Raw genomic sequence first — 16,424 nt, 5'->3', positions numbered from 1 at the left:
GTAAAGCTGCGGGAGCCGGGGCTGACCCAGGCTCCCGCACTTTCCTGCAACGCCGATCAGTCGATCAGAACGCGCTTTTCAGAACCCGCCGCCAAGGCTGACGAAAACGGTCGCGTCGTTGCCACCCTTCTGCCCGACCGTCACGCTGGTGCCGACGTTGGTGGCCAGGCCGAACAGCTGCGTGCGCGCGCCGAACACCAGCGTGCCGTAGTTCTGGTCGTACTGCGTGCCCGGAACGGCGAACGTGCCGGCGCCCGGCATCGAACGCAGGCGGGCGAACACTTCGTCGTCGTTCTCTTCGAACTCGTGGTCGTAGGTCAGCTGGGCGTACGGGCTCAGGTGCTCGTTGATGGTGTAGTCGACCTTCCAGCCGACGCTGCCAATCAGCGAGTCGTAGTCGCGGTCCATGAAGGTCAGGGCCGTGGCTTCGGTGCTGTTCTCGTCGTAACCGTCGACCTCGATCGTCTGCGACAGCACCTGCACGACCGGGCCGTGCTTGAGCGAGCCTTCGCCGAAGTTCCAGCCGGCGGAGAAGCCGGCGGTGAGGTTGGTGCCGTCCGGCGAGCCGGTGTGGGTGCGCGAGGTCGGGCCCAGCTTGACCCGGCGTTCGACGTCGTAGGACACCCAGCTGTAGCTCACCTGGCCGTTGATCCAGGCCGAACCGCTGGTCCAGCCCAGGTAGCCGCCGAGGGTGGCGTCGTCCTGGTCGAACTCGCCACGGTTGTTGCCCCAGTCCATCTTCTGCTGGCCGTAACCGGCGAAGCCGCCGTAGACGAGGCCGCCGCTGGCCCAGTCGAGGCCGAAGCTCGCGGTCGGGCCCATGCCGTCGTAGTTGTCGCCATCGCCATAGCGCTGGAAGTCACCGCGCACGTCACCCCACCAGCGCATGCCCTCGCCTTCCGGGCGCGAGCCGATCTGGGCGGCGACGCGATCGGCGCGGGCGCGACCGACCACGGCCTCCGAATGCGGCAGGACCGCCAGCTGGCGCGGGCCTTCCAGGATCGAGACGGCGTAGTCGCCGAGGATCAGGTGGGCCTTGGAGGACGGATGCACGCCATCGGCGAAGGCATAGGTGTCCGGGGCGTTCGCCGCGGCGTAGGACGCCGGGTTGCAGAACAGCGACGAGTCACCCGCCGGCGCCGGCTGGGTACGGCAGGCCGGGTTGGTGACGTTGCTGATGCCGAACGGCGTCGGGTTGTTGACGATTTCCTGCAGCAGATGGAACGTGTCGAGCGGAATCACGCGCAGGTTGGCCGTGGCCAGGCCGTTGAACAGCGCGGTGTTGTAGGCGGTTGCGAGCGCGGTGCCCTGCGCCATCGCGACGGCGCCGCCAGCGCGGGACTGCGGCGTCAGGCCGAGGTCGGGCACGGTCGGGACCATCACGTAACGGGCACCGGCGCTTTCCAGCGCGGCGACGTTGCCGACCTGGGCAGTGACTGCACCGCCGATGATCGCCTGCGCCTGTGCCGGCGCGGTGGCCGCTGCGAACAGGTCGTTGGCGCCGCCCCACACGGTGTAGAGGGCGTTTGCGTCGGCGCGGCCACCGTTGCGGCCGAGGTAGGTGGTGATCTGCTTGTTCAGCGAGTCGATCGGACCGAGGCCGCCGACGATGTTGGTGCCGTTGCGGGCGCCGCCGACGGCGTAGTTGCTGCCACCCTGGTTGTCGCTCACGGCATTGGTGCCGTAGTAGTCGGCGACGTACTCGGACCAGACCAGCCCCGGGTTGGTGGTGAAGCGGCCCAGCAGCGCGCCGGACGGGCCGACCAGCTGCGTCAGCGCAGGACGGAAGTGACCGGAGTCGGTCAGGCTGTCACCGAAGAAGACGGTCTGCGAGTACGGCTGGCTCTGGGCGAAGGCCGGTGCGGCTGCCAGCGCCAGTGCGGCGGCCAGCACGGAGCGAACGGGTGTCATCATTGAATCCCCTGGAATGGCATGGAATGGCAGTGGATGGACAAGAGGCTCCGCGGGGCCCACATACGCCCGCGGATGGACGCATCCAAGCATGCGCGGTTGGCACACTCACGCCGCAGTGCGTCAAAAAGCGTGCCGGTCTGGCCTGGTGCCGTGTCCGCGGCGACAATAGCAGGATGGCAATCATCATCTTGAACGGCGAGCCGCGCGCGATCACCGCGGACACCACCGTGCTGCAGCTGCTGCAACTCGAAGGGCTCGGCGAGCGCCGCGTCGCGGTGGAGATCAACAACGAGATCGTGCCGCGCAGCCGCCACGGCGAACGCGCACTGGCCGACGGCGACCGGGTCGAGATCGTCCACGCCCTCGGCGGCGGCTGAACCGCCGCGTGCCCGGGGCGCGGCCGTCAGGCAAACCGCGGCTGCTAAACTAGCGCGATGACCGCTCCGCTCCTCAACGACCCCCTCGTCATCGCCGGCAAGCCCTACGCCTCGCGCCTGCTTACCGGTACCGGCAAGTTCACCGACCTGGAACAGACCCGCCTGGCCACCCAGGCCGCCGGCGCCCAGATCGTCACCGTCGCGATCCGTCGCAGCAATATCGGCCAGAACCCGGGCGAGCCCAACCTGCTCGACGTGCTGCCGCCGGACCGCTACACGATCCTGCCCAACACCGCCGGCTGCTACACCGCCGACGACGCCGTGCGCACCTGTCGCCTCGCGCGCGAACTGCTCGATGGCCACAACCTGGTCAAGCTTGAAGTCCTCGGCGACCAGAAGACGCTGTACCCCGACGTGGTGCAGACGCTCGCCGCCGCCGAGATCCTCGTCAAGGACGGCTTCGAGGTCATGGTCTACACCTCCGACGACCCGATCCTGGCCAAGCGCCTGGAGGAAATCGGCTGCGTCGCGGTCATGCCGCTGGCCGCACCGATCGGCTCGGGCCTCGGCGTGCAGAACAAGTACAACCTGCTCGAGATCGTCGAGAACGCGAAGGTGCCGATCATCGTCGACGCCGGCGTCGGCACCGCGTCGGACGCGGCCATCGCGATGGAGCTTGGCTGCGACGGCGTGCTGATGAACACCGCCATCGCCGGCGCCAAAGACCCGGTGCTGATGGCCCACGCCATGAAGCTGGCGGTCGAAGCCGGCCGCGCCGCCTTCAAGGCCGGGCGCATCCCGCGCAAGCGCTTCGCCAGTGCGTCCAGCCCGGTCGACGGATTGATCGGCTGATGTCGGACCCCAGCACTCCTGCGCCGAAGGGCAAGACGCCACCCAAGCCGTTCACCGTCGAGGAAGGCCATCGCAAGGTGCGCAGCTTCGTGCTGCGGCAGGGGCGCTTCACCGAGGCGCAGCAGCGCGCGTTCGACCAGCTGTGGCCGCGTTTCGGTCTCGACTACGCAGGCACTCCGCGCGACTTCGACGCCACCTTCGGGCGCCAAGCCAGGCGCGTGCTGGAGATCGGCTTCGGCAACGGCGAGGCGCTGCGCTTCGCCGCCCAGAACGACCACGAGCGCGACCTGATCGGCATCGAGGTACATGCCCCCGGGGTCGGCCGCCTGCTCAATGCGCTGGCCGAGGACGGCAGCGACCACGTCCGCCTCTACCACCACGACGCGGTCGAAGTGCTGCACAACGAGATCGCCGACGGCTCGCTCGACGAGATCCGCATCTACTTCCCCGACCCGTGGCACAAGAAGCGCCACAACAAGCGCCGACTGGTCCAGCCGGAGTTCGCCCGCCTGCTGGTGTCCAAGCTCGCGATCGGCGGACGCTTGCACCTTGCCACCGATTGGCAGGACTATGCCGAGCAGATGTGGGATGTGCTCGATGCGACGCCCGGCCTGAGCAACCGCGCCGGTCCGCGCGGCAGCGTGGACCGTCCGCATTGGCGCCCCCAGACCCACTTCGAGACCCGCGGCCAGAAGCTTGGCCACGGCGTGTGGGATCTCCTGTACGACCGCGGTCCATAACAGCGCGCGCCTGACAACGCGCACCACGACAACAAGAAGAGTCGCTACCGCCCCGGCATGGATACCGCGCTGACGCTCACCACCGACATGAAGCTCGTGCTCGGGCTGGTGGGCTTCACGATGGTGATGTTCCTGTTCGAGCGCATCCGCGCCGACGTCGTGGCCCTGGTCGTGCTGGTGCTGCTGGGCCTGTCGGGCCTGGTCGAGCCGGAGGAGCTGTTCAACGGCTTCTCCGGTAACGCGGTGATCAGCATCATCGCGACCATGATCCTCGGTGCCGGCCTGGACCGCACCGGTGCCCTCAACCGCCTGGCCGGCTGGCTGCTGCGGCGCGCGCACGGCGTCGAACAGCGATTGCTGCTGCTGACCAGCGCGGTCGCCGGCATCAACTCCTCGATCATGCAGAACCCGTCGGTGATGGCGCTGTACATGCCCGTCGCCGCGCGGCTGTCGTCGCGCACCGGGCTGACCCTGCCGCGCCTGCTGCTGCCGATCGCCTGCGCGATCGTGATGGGCGGCGGCCTGACCATGGTCGGCAACTCGCCGCTGATCCTGCTCAACGACCTGTTGATCGCCGCCAACAGCAACCTGCCCTCGGGCGCGGCGACCATCGAACCGCTGAAGATGTTCGCGCCGCTGCCGATCGGCCTGGCATTGCTGGCCGCATCGCTCGCCTACTTCCATTTCTTCGGCGACAAGCGCCTGCGCGACGAGGACGGCAAGGGCGCCACGCCGGCGCGCACGCAGAGCTACTTCGCCAAGGCCTATGGCATCGACGGCGACGTTTACGAACTCACCGTCACCGCCGACAGCCCGCTGGTCGGCATGTCGCTGGGCGAGGCCGAGGCACTGCACAACGCGCCGCTGCTGCTGGCCCTCAAGAGCGACAACGAATCGCGCCTGGCGCCGCCGGCGGACACGCGCATCTGGGTCGGCAGCGTGCTTGGCGCGATGGGCCCGCGCCAGCAGGTCAGCGACTTCGCCCAGAACCATTTCCTGCGCCTGTCCTCGCGCCTGAGGAATTTCGGCGACCTGTTCAACCCGAGCCGCGCCGGCATTTCCGAAGCCGTGGTGCCGGCAACCTCGAAGTTCATCGGCAAGAACGGTCGCGACCTGCAGCTGCGCAAGCAGATGGGCCTGAGCCTGCTGGCGATCAACCGCGACAAGGCGGTGCTGCGCGAGAACGTGCGCGACGTGGCGCTGCGCGCCGGCGACATGCTGGTCTTCCACAGCATCTGGACCGACCTGGCGGTGGCGGCCGAGAGCAAGGACCTGGTGGTGGTCACCGACTACCCCAAGGGCGAACAGCGCCCGCACAAGTTCAAGATCGCGATGACGATCTTCGCCATCTCGATGCTGCTGGCGCTGTCGTCGCGGCTGCCGGTGTCGATTGCGCTGATGACCGGCGTGGCCGGCATGCTCATCGCCGGCGTGCTCAACATCGACGAGGCCTACGCGGCGATCAACTGGAAGACCGTGTTCCTGATGGCCTGCCTGATCCCGCTGGGCTGGGCGATGGACTCCAGCGGCGCGGCGGCATGGGTGGCCGGGCACACCATCGAGCGCTTGCCCACGGGCACGCCGGTATGGCTGCTGGAAATCCTGGTCGGCATCTTCACGACCGCGTTCTCGCTGGTGATCAGCCACGTCGGCGCGACGATCGTGACCGTGCCGTTGGCGATCAACCTGGCGCTGGCCGCGGGCGGCAACCCGGTTGCGTTCGCGCTGATCGTGGCGCTGTCGGCGTCGAACAACTTCATGACCGCGTCCAACCCCGTGATCTCGATGATCACCGGACCGGCGGGTTACACCAGCAAGGAGCTGTGGAAGATCGGCGGACCGTTGTCGCTGATCTACACGGTGGTGATCGTGGCGATGATCAACCTGCTGTACTGATCGTCATCCCTCGAGCCACACCGCGCCATCGCGCACCGACACCGGCACCGCGCGCAGCGCCTCGCCGCGGCACGGACCTGCCACGCACTCGCCGCCGCGCAGCTCGAAGCTCGCGCCGTGCGCGGCGCAGACCAGCAGCCCGTCCTTGCTTTTGAGGAATTGACCGGGCGCCCAGTCCAGCCGCCGGCCCGCATGCGGGCAGATGTTCAGCCACGCACGCACGTGATCGCCGTCACGGTACAGGATCAGCGACTCCGCATCGCTGTCGATTACCGCCTCGACTTCGGCGAAAGCCCCGTCCGGCAAGCGTTCCAGTGGCAGCAGGGGTGACATCGGAACGGTTGCCTCGTGCGGAATGCTTAACGAAGTTCTCACACCTTGACCCAACCGTGGCCCGATACTCGCTTGCCCGGCGTATTGCCGCATTGTGTCACGACGTCCCCGATGTTCGCCCAGACCTTCCGTTTCGACTCCGCCCAGTTCCAGCGCGTGCGCTCCGCTTTCGAGCCGCGCAAGCCGCGCCATCGCCTGCTGCGCTTCGCCGTCGGGGTGGTCGGGTTGGGCCTGCTGCTGGTGCTGGTGATGTTCAGCGTGGTCCTGGGTGCGGCCATGATCGCCGCCGGCATCGTCTACAAGCTGTGGAAGGGTCGTGGCCAGGCCGTCGCCCGCGATCCGCGCATCGTCGAAGCCGAGTACCGCGTGGTCGATGCCCAGGTGCTGGAGGCCGACCGCTCCCGCTCCCAGCGCAACGCGCTGTAAGCCGATGAGCGACGTCATCGCGGCCCTGCCGCAGCCCCGCGTTCCGGTGCACGGCAGCGCTGGCCAGTTCTTCCCGGTCCACCGCATCTATTGCGTCGGCCGCAACTTCGCCGACCACGCCCGCGAGATGGGCGCCGCCGTGCCCGCCTCTGCGGCCGAGCGCGGCAATCCGGTGTTCTTCCTCAAGCCCGCCGACGCCATCGCGCTCGACGCGGACGTGCCCTACCCGCCCGGCACCAGCGACCTGCACCACGAGGTCGAACTGGTGGTGGCCCTCGGCCGCGACGCGCCTGCCGGCGTGCTCGATCCGGCCGATGCCGGCGCCCTCGTCTACGGCTACGCCGTCGGCCTGGACCTGACCCGGCGCGACCTGCAGGGCGCGGCCAAGGCCAAGGGCCTGCCGTGGGACACCGGCAAGGCCTTCGACCATGCCGCCCCGATCAGCGCGATCGTCCCGGCCGCGCAGGTCGGCGAGCTGGGTCCGCGCAAGCTCACGCTGCAGATCAACGGCGAAACCCGCCAAGCCGGATCGCTGGCCGACCTGATCTGGACGGTGCCGGAGATCCTGCACGAACTGTCCAGGCTCTATGCGCTGCGCGCAGGCGACCTGGTCTTCATGGGCACGCCGGCCGGCGTTGGCCCGCTGCAGCCGGGCGATCGATTCCACGCCGTGCTGGAAGGCGTGATCGAGCATTCCGGCCGCATCGTTGCACGGAGCGCTGACAGCGCGGCGGTATAGTCGGCCGCTACGGCTTCGGTCGAATCACCCTCGGGCAACCACGGAGACAGTGCAGCCATGGGAATGATCAGCGAGTTCAAGGAATTCATTTCGCGCGGCAACGTCATCGACCTCGCGGTCGCCGTGGTGATCGGCGGGGCGTTCGGCAAGATGGTGACCGCGCTGGTCGACGGCATCGTCATGCCGGCGATCGGGGCCGTCACCAAGGGCGCCAGCGTCACCGACTGGAAGTACGTGCTCAAGCCTGCGCAGCTGGATTCGGCCGGCAAGGAAGTCGCCGCCGAACTGGCCATCAAGTACGGCTTGTTCATCCAGACCATCATCGACTTCCTGCTGATCGCGCTGGTGATCTTCCTGGTGCTCAAGGCCTACAACCGCCTGCGTGCGCCGGCCGCGACGCCGGCGGTGCCGGAAGACGTGCTGCTGCTGCGCGAGATCCGGGATTCGCTGAAGAAGTAGTCCCCGGCGGTCCCGGGTGCGCTTCGCTTACCCGGGCTACGCATCCCGGGTGTAGCCCGGGTAAGCGAAGCGCACCCGGGGAACGGCCGACCCGTTCCGCCAAACCGCGCACACCCCGCGTGACCATCGACACCCGCACCGCAAACCGGCGAATTGATACGCTCGCGGTTTCGACTTCGGGGAGTCCTTGCTGATGCGTGCAACGTTGTCGGTGGCCATCGCCACCCTGCTTTCGGCCGCCGTGCTTTCCACCAGCGGCACTGCCTTGGCCGCACAGCCGACCACGCGCATTCCCGACAAGGCCATCGCCACCGCCGCGCAGCTGCGCGAGACCGCGCTGGCCAGCGACCTGGGCTACCGCATCACCGAATCGCTGACCACCGAAGTCGGCCCGCGCCTGGCCGGCAGCGAAGCCGATGCCCGCGCCGTCGCCTGGGCCGTGGCCAAGTTCAAGGAGCTGGGCTTCGACAAGGTCTGGACCGAGCCGGTCACCTTCCCGAAGTGGGAGCGCCGCAGCGAAAGCGCGCGCGTGCTCGGCGCCAATGCGCAGCCGCTGCACCTGACCGCACTCGGCGGCAGCCCGGCCGGCACGGTCGAAGGCGAAGTCGTGCGCTTTGCCGACCTGGCCGCGCTGGAAGCTGCGCCTGCCGGCTCGCTCAGCGGCAAGATCGCCTTCATCGACTACAAGATGGAACGCGCCCGCGACGGTGCCGGCTACGGTCCCGGTTCGCGCGTGCGCAGCAAGGGCCCGTCGGCGGCGATCCGCGCCGGCGCATCGGCTTACCTGATGCGTTCGGCCGGTACTGATTCGCATCGCAACCCGCACACCGGCATCACCCGCTTCGATGACGGCCTGACGCCGATTCCGTCGGCCGCGCTCGCCGTGCCCGACGCCGACCAGCTCGCACGCCTGCTCGCACGTGGCGCGGTCAAGGTTAGCGTTGCCCTCGATTGCGGCTGGGATGGGCAGTACACCTCGGCCAACGTCATCGGCGAAATCCGTGGCAGCAGCAAGCCGAACGAAGTGGTCGTGATCGGCGGCCACCTGGATTCGTGGGACCTCGGCACCGGCGCGATCGACGACGGCGCCGGCGTCGGCCTGACCATGGCCGCCGGCAAGCTCATCGGCAACCTCAAGCAGCGTCCGGCGCGCACCATCCGCGTGGTCGCCTTCGCCAACGAGGAACAGGGCCTCCACGGTGGCAAGGCGTATGCGAACGCGCACCTCGCCGACCTCGGCAAGCACCAGATCGGCGCCGAGAGCGACTTCGGCGCCGGCCGCATCTACGAGTACTCGAGCTCGGCACCGGACTACGCCAAGCAGGCCGACGAACAGATCGCGCAGGCGCTGGCGCCGCTCGGCATCGCGCATGTGCCCGGCAAGGGCGGCCCCGGCCCCGACATCGGTCCGTTCGCGGAGAAGGGCCTTGCCTGGGCGCGCCTGGCGCAGGACGGCACGGACTACTTCGACCTGCACCACACGCCGGACGACACCTTCGACAAGATCGACCCGAAGGCGCTGGCGCAGAACGTCGCCGCATACGCGGTGTTCGCGTACCTCGCCGCGTCGGCCGAAGGCAACTTCGGCAGTGCACCGAAGGCCGAGCCGGCCAAGTAAGACTTCAGGCCGGGGGCCAGGCAACTGGCCCCCGACCGGTTCCGCAACGCCAGCGCGTATCAGAACGCCAGCACGAAGTCGGTCGTGAACACCCAGCCGTTGCCGCCGACCAGGTAGGGAACGGCCGCATAGCCAATCGCAGAACGGTCCATGTACAGCGCCTGCGTGTTGAGCCTGAACTCCTTGCGCTTGAACGGATACCAGTTCACACCGATTGCGGCATCCCAGGGATCGCCGTACTCGCCGTTGATCTTCGAGCCCGACAGATAGGCCTGCAGCGTGTCGGGCTTGAGCATGGCCGACGCCTGCAACTGGAAACCGTGGTCATTGAGCGCGTCCACCGGCACGGACCCGACCGTGTGGAAGTCGTCGACGCGGCGCCAGTAATACTCGCCTTCCAGTGACAACCCCTGGAACTTCACGCCGGCATTGACCGCCGCCATCTCATAGGTGGCCTTGCGCACCGAGCCGCCGCTGTCGAACGGGTCGGCGGAGAACAGCAGCGTGCCGTCGGACAGGCGGATCTGCGAATTCTCGAAGCCGTCCGTGTCCGGCTGGCCCTGTGCATCCTCGCGGCTGTGGGTGAAGTTCGCGCCGAACATCGTCGCCGCTTCGTCGTGCCATTCGTAGTCACCGAAGCCTTCACCCGGCCCGTACTCACCCGTGGTCGGCATCCACCACACGGCACCGGAGTAGGTGTTGAACTGGTTGTCGAGCTGCGCCGAGTCGACGCCGAGCTGGCTGAGGTTGTTGCCGACCATGACGCGATACTTCAGGTTGTCGCCCAGGTTGCCCCAGGCCCACAGGCCGCTGGTGTACGAACCGCGGAAGAACTCGTCGGCCATGGTGCGGTTGTCGACCCGGAGCCAGTTCGGGAACGTCCAGTTGGTCGAGCGCGTGCTCGGCAGCGAGCCAATGCCGGCGCCGAGGTTGAAGCTGTCGTCGAACAGGTAGCTCAGGTTGCCGCCGAGCACGACCTGGGCGCCCAGGCCCTGGTTGGTATTGCTGGTCCAGGCGTAGAACAGGTAGCGGAACTTCGGGTCGAACAACCAGCCCTTGAAGTTCATCGTGAGCTTCTGCAGCTGCATGTCGTTGCGCAGGTCCAGCGCGCGGGTGCGTCCGAACGCATCGGTGTAGGTGTCGTCGAGCCCGCCCTGGTTGAGGTAGCGCGCGTACGAGAACACGCTCCAGTCGAGCTCGCCCAGGTCTGTCCGCGCGAGTACGAGGCCCTTGCCGCCTTCGTAGGTGCCCCACCGGGCTTGCCCTTGCGTGGCCGGAGCAGCCTGCAGTTGCTGGATGCGCGCGTCGCGCTCGCGCAGTGCCTGCTCCAGTTCCGTTTGTCGTTGTTCCAGCGCGCGCAGGCGCGCTTCGACCGGTGCGCCCTGTGCCTGGACCAGCATCGGCGCGAGCGCCATTGCCAGCCCCGTCAACCGGGCCGTGTGGTTTTCCCGCTTCATGCCTTGGCTCCTTGCCAAAAGAAAATCTGGTTCCAACCGCTATCGGGAAAATGTCAGCCCTCAGAAGAGGTCGAATGCATAGTTCACGATGATCCGGAAATCGAAGTAGTCGTCGCCGTTGTTGTCGTTCTCGTCCTGGTCGATGTACGCACCGCGCACACGCACCCACAGGCCATCGAGGACGCTGGCCTTGCCGAAGCGGTAGTCGACGGTGAGGTCGTACTCGGTCTCGTCCGGTGAAGCGTTGGGTCCGGTGTCGGGCGTGTGGCCGGTGGAGATGTTGGTGAACGCGCTGAGCCCTTCGACACCGACAGCCTTGAAGTCGTACGTGGCACCGACCATGTAGGCCTCCTCGCCGGCACGGTCGAAGTTGTCGACGATGATCGACAGGTAGTTGGGCGGGCCACCGAACGGACTCTGCAGGCCCTTGCCGCTGCCGGCCCGGCTGGCGGCCAGGCGGAAACTCGAGTTCGGATGGAACAGCTCGCCCTTGACCGACACCAGGTGTGTCGCGAAGTCGCCGATCAGCGCGTCGCCTTCGCTGCGCTGGTCGGTGTACTGCGCGTAGCCGCGGATCGAGACATCGTCACTGATGGCGAACGACTTCTCGGCCTTGGCGAAGAAGGTGTTCATCACGTCGAACGACGTCTGGTTGGTGACGTCTGGTTGGTGAAGCCGACCAGGCTGCCGTCCTGGAAGGTGTACTGCGCCCCCAGCAAGCCCAGGCCCTCGTCGCTGCCGGCCGCGCCGGCAGCCACCGACATCGGGATGAACTCGTCGTCGTTCTTGCGTTTGATGCTGTCGACGTAGCCGGCGATGTAGGCGAGTCCTGTCTTGGCCTGGCGTCCCACCGCAATCGCTTCGAAGGTGTTGGGCGCCATGCGGATGTCATGGCGCGCTAGCCACGGCAGATCGAACGACTGGCGGCCGATGCGCAGGCCGTTGCCGGCGCCGAACCGCGCGGTGAGGTAAGCCTCGCCCAGCACGGTGAACGGCTCTGGCCCCGGCTTGAACAGCAGCGTGCCGTCCTTGTCCGACGGTGCGTACAGTTCCTGCGAGGTGTAGACGGTAGCGGCCACCTGGAAGGCGTCGGCCGCCCAGCCCGACTTGAACTCCAGCGCACCGCCGAGCGCCCAGCCTTCGTTGTCCGGGTTCCTGTCACGATCTCGGGAGAGGAAGTAGCTGCGTGGCTTGAGCATCAGCGTGCTCGATTTCCAGAACCCTTCCTGCTCCTGCGCCACTCCTTCCAGACCCTGCACCGCATCGTGCTGGTTCGGTTCTTCGTCGCGCGCTTCTTCCAGCTCCGCGACCGCGCCCTGCGCTGCCTGCTGCGCGTGCGCGGGCATCACCAGCGCCGCCGAGAGGGCAACGAGCGCCAACGCGCTGGCTTGGTGGATCGCCATCACTTGCACACTGCCGGCGCGTGATAGCGCAGGTTGAGCAGGCGGAAGTAGTTCTCGCCCAGCGCGATCCTGCGGAACGCTTCGTCGTCGAGGGCGCGATTGACTCGGCTGGTGACCTCCAGCTCCCGGGCGTACTGCTCGTCGGTCTTGTTGGCGGCGGCGACGAAGTCCGACCCCGGCAGGATCCGGTCGGGATAGGCATTGAAGAACGCGACGAAGTCGGGACCGTATTCGTGGTAGGCGTTGTAGAGCACGTCCCAGGAGATGTCGAGGTACAGGTTCGGGCTTGAATCGATCGCCTTCTTCATGATCGCGATGTGCTGCCGCGGATCCATCCTGGTCAGCTCTTTCGACAGGCCCATGTGCGCCCAGACGATCTTGTTGTCCGGGTACTTCTTCAGCACGTGCTGCATCAGCGGCAGGAACTGCGTCGGGTTGGCGTCGTTGCCCAGGTCGGCATGCAGCGTCACCGGGATGTTGCGGTCACGCAGAACCTTCATGAAGGGTGCCCACTGGTCGATGCTGCCGATCGTCGCCGGCTCGTGCATGTTCTTCAGCAGTGCCTGCTTCTCGACATTGAGCTCGCCGGCCCACTTGAACATGCCCGGGAACTCCTTGTCGTAGAGCGCGATCGTCTTGACCACGTCCTGCGGATGGGCGAGGTCGATGAAGGTCATCGACAAGGTGATGTCGAGGTTGTCGTGCGGGAACACCTTCGTCTCCTGGCCGTTGACGAAGTCGTTCTTGATGCTCGGCAATGCCGTCGTGCCCGGGCAGTCCAGGTAGTAGGTGCACGCCGAACGCATGTCCAGAGACTGGCCGATGCCGAAGTAGTTCACGAAGCGCACGCCGTTCTGGTCGAGGATCCTGAAAAGGCGCTCCGGCGCCATCGCCTGCCCACCGAACGGGCGCGGGTGGAAATGCGCATCGACCACGGCGGTGTACGGCTCGGTCTTGCGGTCGTAGCAGGCCTGCTCACTGACAGGCCTGGCGAATGAGGCCAGGCTGCGCCGGGCGTGAGGCATTGCCGGTGCATCGGCGCTGGCGGAACCAGTGGCCGGGTTCGTCGCGGCCCTGGCCGCGCCCGACGGATCGCTTGCGCAACCGCCCAACATGAAAAAGGCCATCGTGCCGATGGCGATCGGTGCAAACTTGCTGATCATTCCAACTCCTTTTGGCTGTTCCACCTGTCACGGCAGGACAGTGATGAGAAAACTCCGCGCATGGGGCTTGGCGAGCGCTCGCGACGCTCGTCCTGCACAAACGAGCGGCGAATCTTGCGTGCGACTTGTGTGAAGAGTACGTATGCCTGGCGTCAATCCGTAACGGCCGATCGTCGACTGACTCGCGAAAAATGAGCATCCGCCTCGTTTTGTAATAGTGTTCGACACGAACTACTAAACGCTCCGCCCGCCATCGGTAGCACACTCTTTTGGCGATTCGCGTTTTGCAGCAGGCACTGGCGCAGCAACAGGAGGCATCTCGATGAGAACTCCGCTTGAACACGCAAGCCCATCGGTCCATCCCGCCCGTGGCAGGCCCCGCGCATCCCGCAACGACGTCGTTGCGCGCGTGCTGCTCGTGATCGACCAGCAGCAATGGCCGCTGCGCCTTGCCGACCTTTGCCGGGTAACCGGCATCAGCGAGCGCACCCTGCGCACGATCATCAAGGAACAGTTCGACCTCGGTCCCAGCCGCTACCTGCGCCTGCGGCGATTGCAGATGCTGCACGACGCACTCGCCCAGGCCAGTCCTTACGGCACCACGGTGGCCGCCGTGGCGGCACGCTTCGGATACACACACGGCGGCCGCATGGCGTCGGAGTACCACGACCTGTTTGGCGAGTACCCGAGCCAGACGCTGGGCAGCCCATTCGCCGAGGGTGACGTCGCGGGTGACGTCGAGGCCGACGGCGACAGCGCGGCCGAAACCGGGCCGGAGCCCTCGCGCGATCACCACTGAGTCCTGCCCGCGTGCAAGACTCCGGGGGTGCGAGCAACCAGGACCCCGACCGTGCGAGACCTGTACCCGGAGATCGAGCCCTACCGCAGCTTCCGCCTGGCCGTGGATGCGATCCACGAGCTGCACGTCGAAGAGTGTGGCAACCGCGATGGCATTCCGGTGCTGTTCCTGCACGGCGGGCCGGGCGCGGGCGTATCGCCCTACCACCGCCGCTTCTTCGACCCGGACACGTACCGGATCGTGCTGTTCGACCAGCGCGGGGCGGGCAAATCGACACCGCACGCGGAACTGCGCGACAACACCACCTGGCACCTGGTCGCCGACATCGAGGCGATCCGCGAGCACCTCGGCATCGATCGTTGGGCCGTGTTCGGCGGCTCGTGGGGTTCAACGCTGGCGCTGGCCTATGCGCAATCACACCCCGAGCGCGTCACCGGCCTGGTGCTGCGCGGCATCTTCCTCGGCCGCAACTACGAGCTGCGCTGGTTCAACGAAGTCGACGGCGGCGCGCCACTGATCTTTCCGGAGCGCTGGGCGCACTATCTGACGCACATTCCCGAGAACGAACGCAGCGACATGATCGAGGCCTACTGGCGCCGCCTCGACAGCGACGACGAGGCCACGCGCCTCGCCGCCGCGCAGGCATGGGGGCACTGGGAAGGCGGCAGCACCACGCTGCTGCACGATCCCGACGAGCCGGGCAACTTCGCCGATCCGCAGGTGGCATTGGCGGTGGCGCGCGCCGAAGCGCACTACTTCCGCCACGGCATGTTCCTCGAGCACGACCAGCTGCTGCGCGACATCGACCTCATCACCCACATCCCCGCCACCATCGTGCACGGTCGCTACGACATCATCTGCCCGGTGCGTGCCGCATGCGACCTGGCGGCGGCGTGGCCGCAGGCACGGTTGCGGATCGTGCTGGCGGGGCACAGCGCGGCCGACCCGGCGATCGTCGATGCACTGGTCGAGGCCACCGACGCGCTGGCGTTGCAGCTCAGGGCAACTTGATCACGGCACGGTGATCACGACCTTGCCGCGGGCGCGACCGGATTCGAGGTAGCGGATCGCATCGGGCAATTCGGCCAGCGGGTAGATGCGATCGATGACCGGCGTGACCTTGCCGGCGGCCATCAGGTCGGCAAGCACGGTCAGGTCCTTCTGGTTGAGATCGGCCAGCACCATGCCCATGTGCTGCGGCACGAACCATGAGGTCACTGCGGCGCCGACCGGCTTGATCATCGGTCCGATCCAGCGGCCGTCATCGGGCCCGCCGCCGCCGATCAGGACGTAGTGGCCGTCGGGTTTGAGCACGCGGCGATTCTCGGACAGCGACCGGTTGCCGACGTTATCGAGGATCACGTCGTACTCCTGGTCGCCTTGCGTGTAGTCGCTGGTCTTGTAGTCGATCACCTGGTCGGCGCCGAGCGACCGCACCAGTTCGACATTGCGCGTGCTGCACACGCCGGTGACGTTGGCCCCCATCGTCTTGGCGATCTGCACGGCAAACGTGCCGACGCCGCCGGAAGCACCATTGATCAACACCGTCTGCCCGGCCTTGAGCTTGCCGCCGTCGCGAAGGCCCTGCAGTGCGGTGATCGCGGCCACGCCGACGCCGGCCGCCTGCTCGAAGCTCAGGTTGGCGGGCTTGGCGACAATTGCGCGATCCTGCTTGACCACGACGTACTCGGCGAATGCCCCGGTGCGACCACCGAACACTTCTTCCCCCGGCTTGAAGCGCGTGACGCCCTTGCCGACCGCCTCGACCGTTCCGGCGAAATCGACGCCCAGCCGGATCGTTTCCGGCCGCCGCAGGCCGGTGCCCATGCGCATGAGGTAGGGCGTGCCGCGCATGTAATGCCAGTCGAGCGGATTGGCCGCGGCATTGCGCACATGCACCAGCACCTCGTCGTCGGCCGGCACCGGCTTCTCGACGTCGCCGTAGCGCAGCGTCTCGGCGGTGCCGTAGTCGCAGTAGGTCACTGCCTTCATCGGACGCGCCAGCGCCGCCGCCGGCTCGCTGCAGGCGTTGTCCGAGCGCCAGTACGCGACCAGGAAAGCCGCCATTGCGAGCACCACCACGACCGCGCCAAAACCAGCCACGCGCTTGAGTTTCATCCCGCCCCTCCGCACTGGCTGACGCGCCGGGACCCGGCGCACTCCGGTGTCGGCCGACGATTGCACTGGAAAAGTTAAGTCGACGTGACCGCCACCGGTTTGCGGCAGCGCCGCGTCCGCTATCCTGCGG

General features: G+C 67.2%; 17 protein-coding genes. 10 read left to right on the top strand and 7 right to left on the bottom strand.

All coding sequences use genetic code 11. The features are described 5' to 3' along the window. Nucleotides 1-78: 78 nt before the first annotated feature. Nucleotides 79-1,890: an autotransporter outer membrane beta-barrel domain-containing protein gene (locus tag ACFOPO_RS07760; protein WP_386702688.1), complete on the bottom strand. Its 1,812-nt coding sequence runs from the start codon at nucleotides 1,888-1,890 to the stop codon at nucleotides 79-81. Between the two features lie 197 nt (nucleotides 1,891-2,087). Here ACFOPO_RS07760 and thiS point away from each other — a divergent pair, with 197 nt between their 5' ends. From thiS to ACFOPO_RS07740, 4 genes are read left to right on the top strand one after another with little or no spacing between them, the layout of a single operon-like run. Next, on the top strand, nucleotides 2,088-2,291 hold the full coding sequence (gene thiS, locus ACFOPO_RS07755) for a sulfur carrier protein ThiS (RefSeq protein ID WP_386702553.1): 204 nt from the start codon (nucleotides 2,088-2,090) through the stop codon (nucleotides 2,289-2,291). 57 nt (nucleotides 2,292-2,348) lie between these two features. Beyond that, a complete protein-coding gene (locus ACFOPO_RS07750) occupies nucleotides 2,349-3,143 on the top strand; it encodes a thiazole synthase (RefSeq protein ID WP_386702551.1) in 795 nt (264 codons plus the stop codon). Next, nucleotides 3,143-3,883, top strand: a complete 741-nt coding sequence (gene trmB, locus ACFOPO_RS07745; protein ID WP_386702549.1) for a tRNA (guanosine(46)-N7)-methyltransferase TrmB — start codon at nucleotides 3,143-3,145, stop codon at nucleotides 3,881-3,883. Before ACFOPO_RS07750 ends, trmB begins: the two co-directional genes overlap by 1 nt. Before the next feature lie 57 nt (nucleotides 3,884-3,940). After that, nucleotides 3,941-5,779: an SLC13 family permease gene (locus tag ACFOPO_RS07740; protein WP_386702547.1), complete on the top strand. Its 1,839-nt coding sequence runs from the start codon at nucleotides 3,941-3,943 to the stop codon at nucleotides 5,777-5,779. A 3-nt stretch (nucleotides 5,780-5,782) separates the two neighbouring features. Here ACFOPO_RS07740 and ACFOPO_RS07735 read toward each other — a convergent pair whose 3' ends face one another. Beyond that, complete coding sequence (locus tag ACFOPO_RS07735) at nucleotides 5,783-6,112, bottom strand: Rieske (2Fe-2S) protein (protein ID WP_386702545.1); 330 nt, start codon at nucleotides 6,110-6,112, stop codon at nucleotides 5,783-5,785. A gap of 111 nt (nucleotides 6,113-6,223) precedes the next feature. On the opposite strand from ACFOPO_RS07735, the gene ACFOPO_RS07730 reads away from it, so the two are divergent. The 4 genes from ACFOPO_RS07730 to ACFOPO_RS07715 all read left to right on the top strand — a co-directional run bounded on the left by ACFOPO_RS07730 (nucleotide 6,224) and on the right by ACFOPO_RS07715 (nucleotide 9,354). Continuing rightward, the gene (locus ACFOPO_RS07730; protein WP_386702543.1) at nucleotides 6,224-6,538 is read left to right on the top strand and encodes a hypothetical protein; all 315 of its coding nucleotides are present in this window, start codon (nucleotides 6,224-6,226) and stop codon (nucleotides 6,536-6,538) included. 4 nt (nucleotides 6,539-6,542) lie between these two features. Beyond that, the gene (locus ACFOPO_RS07725) at nucleotides 6,543-7,277 is read left to right on the top strand and encodes a fumarylacetoacetate hydrolase family protein (RefSeq protein ID WP_386702541.1); all 735 of its coding nucleotides are present in this window, start codon (nucleotides 6,543-6,545) and stop codon (nucleotides 7,275-7,277) included. 57 nt (nucleotides 7,278-7,334) lie between these two features. Beyond that, on the top strand, nucleotides 7,335-7,736 hold the full coding sequence (gene mscL / locus ACFOPO_RS07720; protein ID WP_386702539.1) for a large conductance mechanosensitive channel protein MscL: 402 nt from the start codon (nucleotides 7,335-7,337) through the stop codon (nucleotides 7,734-7,736). Between the two features lie 193 nt (nucleotides 7,737-7,929). Then, nucleotides 7,930-9,354, top strand: a complete 1,425-nt coding sequence (locus tag ACFOPO_RS07715) for a M28 family peptidase (protein ID WP_386702537.1) — start codon at nucleotides 7,930-7,932, stop codon at nucleotides 9,352-9,354. A gap of 59 nt (nucleotides 9,355-9,413) precedes the next feature. On the opposite strand, the gene ACFOPO_RS07710 is transcribed toward ACFOPO_RS07715, so the two are convergent. Genes ACFOPO_RS07710 through ACFOPO_RS07695 form a run of 4 tightly spaced genes read right to left on the bottom strand, consistent with a single transcriptional unit; the run spans nucleotide 9,414 to nucleotide 13,377 of the window. After that, nucleotides 9,414-10,811 (bottom strand): hypothetical protein, encoded by a 1,398-nt coding sequence (locus ACFOPO_RS07710; protein WP_386702535.1) that lies wholly within the window; start codon nucleotides 10,809-10,811, stop codon nucleotides 9,414-9,416. Between the two features lie 60 nt (nucleotides 10,812-10,871). Continuing rightward, the gene (locus tag ACFOPO_RS07705) at nucleotides 10,872-11,444 is read right to left on the bottom strand and encodes an OprD family outer membrane porin (RefSeq protein WP_386702533.1); all 573 of its coding nucleotides are present in this window, start codon (nucleotides 11,442-11,444) and stop codon (nucleotides 10,872-10,874) included. Continuing rightward, the gene (locus ACFOPO_RS07700) at nucleotides 11,444-12,214 is read right to left on the bottom strand and encodes an OprD family outer membrane porin (protein ID WP_386702531.1); all 771 of its coding nucleotides are present in this window, start codon (nucleotides 12,212-12,214) and stop codon (nucleotides 11,444-11,446) included. Before ACFOPO_RS07700 ends, ACFOPO_RS07705 begins: the two co-directional genes overlap by 1 nt. Next, on the bottom strand, nucleotides 12,214-13,377 hold the full coding sequence (locus ACFOPO_RS07695; RefSeq protein WP_386702529.1) for an amidohydrolase family protein: 1,164 nt from the start codon (nucleotides 13,375-13,377) through the stop codon (nucleotides 12,214-12,216). Before ACFOPO_RS07695 ends, ACFOPO_RS07700 begins: the two co-directional genes overlap by 1 nt. Before the next feature lie 322 nt (nucleotides 13,378-13,699). Here ACFOPO_RS07695 and ACFOPO_RS07690 point away from each other — a divergent pair, with 322 nt between their 5' ends. Together ACFOPO_RS07690 and pip are read left to right on the top strand one after the other, a co-directional pair. Then, nucleotides 13,700-14,176, top strand: coding sequence for a helix-turn-helix domain-containing protein (locus ACFOPO_RS07690; RefSeq protein ID WP_386702527.1), 477 nt, complete (start codon nucleotides 13,700-13,702; stop codon nucleotides 14,174-14,176). A 51-nt stretch (nucleotides 14,177-14,227) separates the two neighbouring features. Then, nucleotides 14,228-15,187, top strand: a complete 960-nt coding sequence (pip, locus tag ACFOPO_RS07685; RefSeq protein WP_386702525.1) for a prolyl aminopeptidase — start codon at nucleotides 14,228-14,230, stop codon at nucleotides 15,185-15,187. Here pip and ACFOPO_RS07680 read toward each other — a convergent pair whose 3' ends face one another. After that, nucleotides 15,188-16,294 (bottom strand): NAD(P)-dependent alcohol dehydrogenase, encoded by a 1,107-nt coding sequence (locus tag ACFOPO_RS07680; RefSeq protein WP_386702523.1) that lies wholly within the window; start codon nucleotides 16,292-16,294, stop codon nucleotides 15,188-15,190. Nucleotides 16,295-16,424 lie beyond the last annotated feature (130 nt).

It is taken from the genome of Lysobacter sp. GCM10012299 (genome assembly GCF_042649405.1).
Classification (GTDB): Bacteria; Pseudomonadota; Gammaproteobacteria; order Xanthomonadales; family Xanthomonadaceae; genus Lysobacter_J.
Note: the sequence above shows the minus strand (reverse complement) of the source record. Positions and strands in the feature narration are given on the sequence as shown.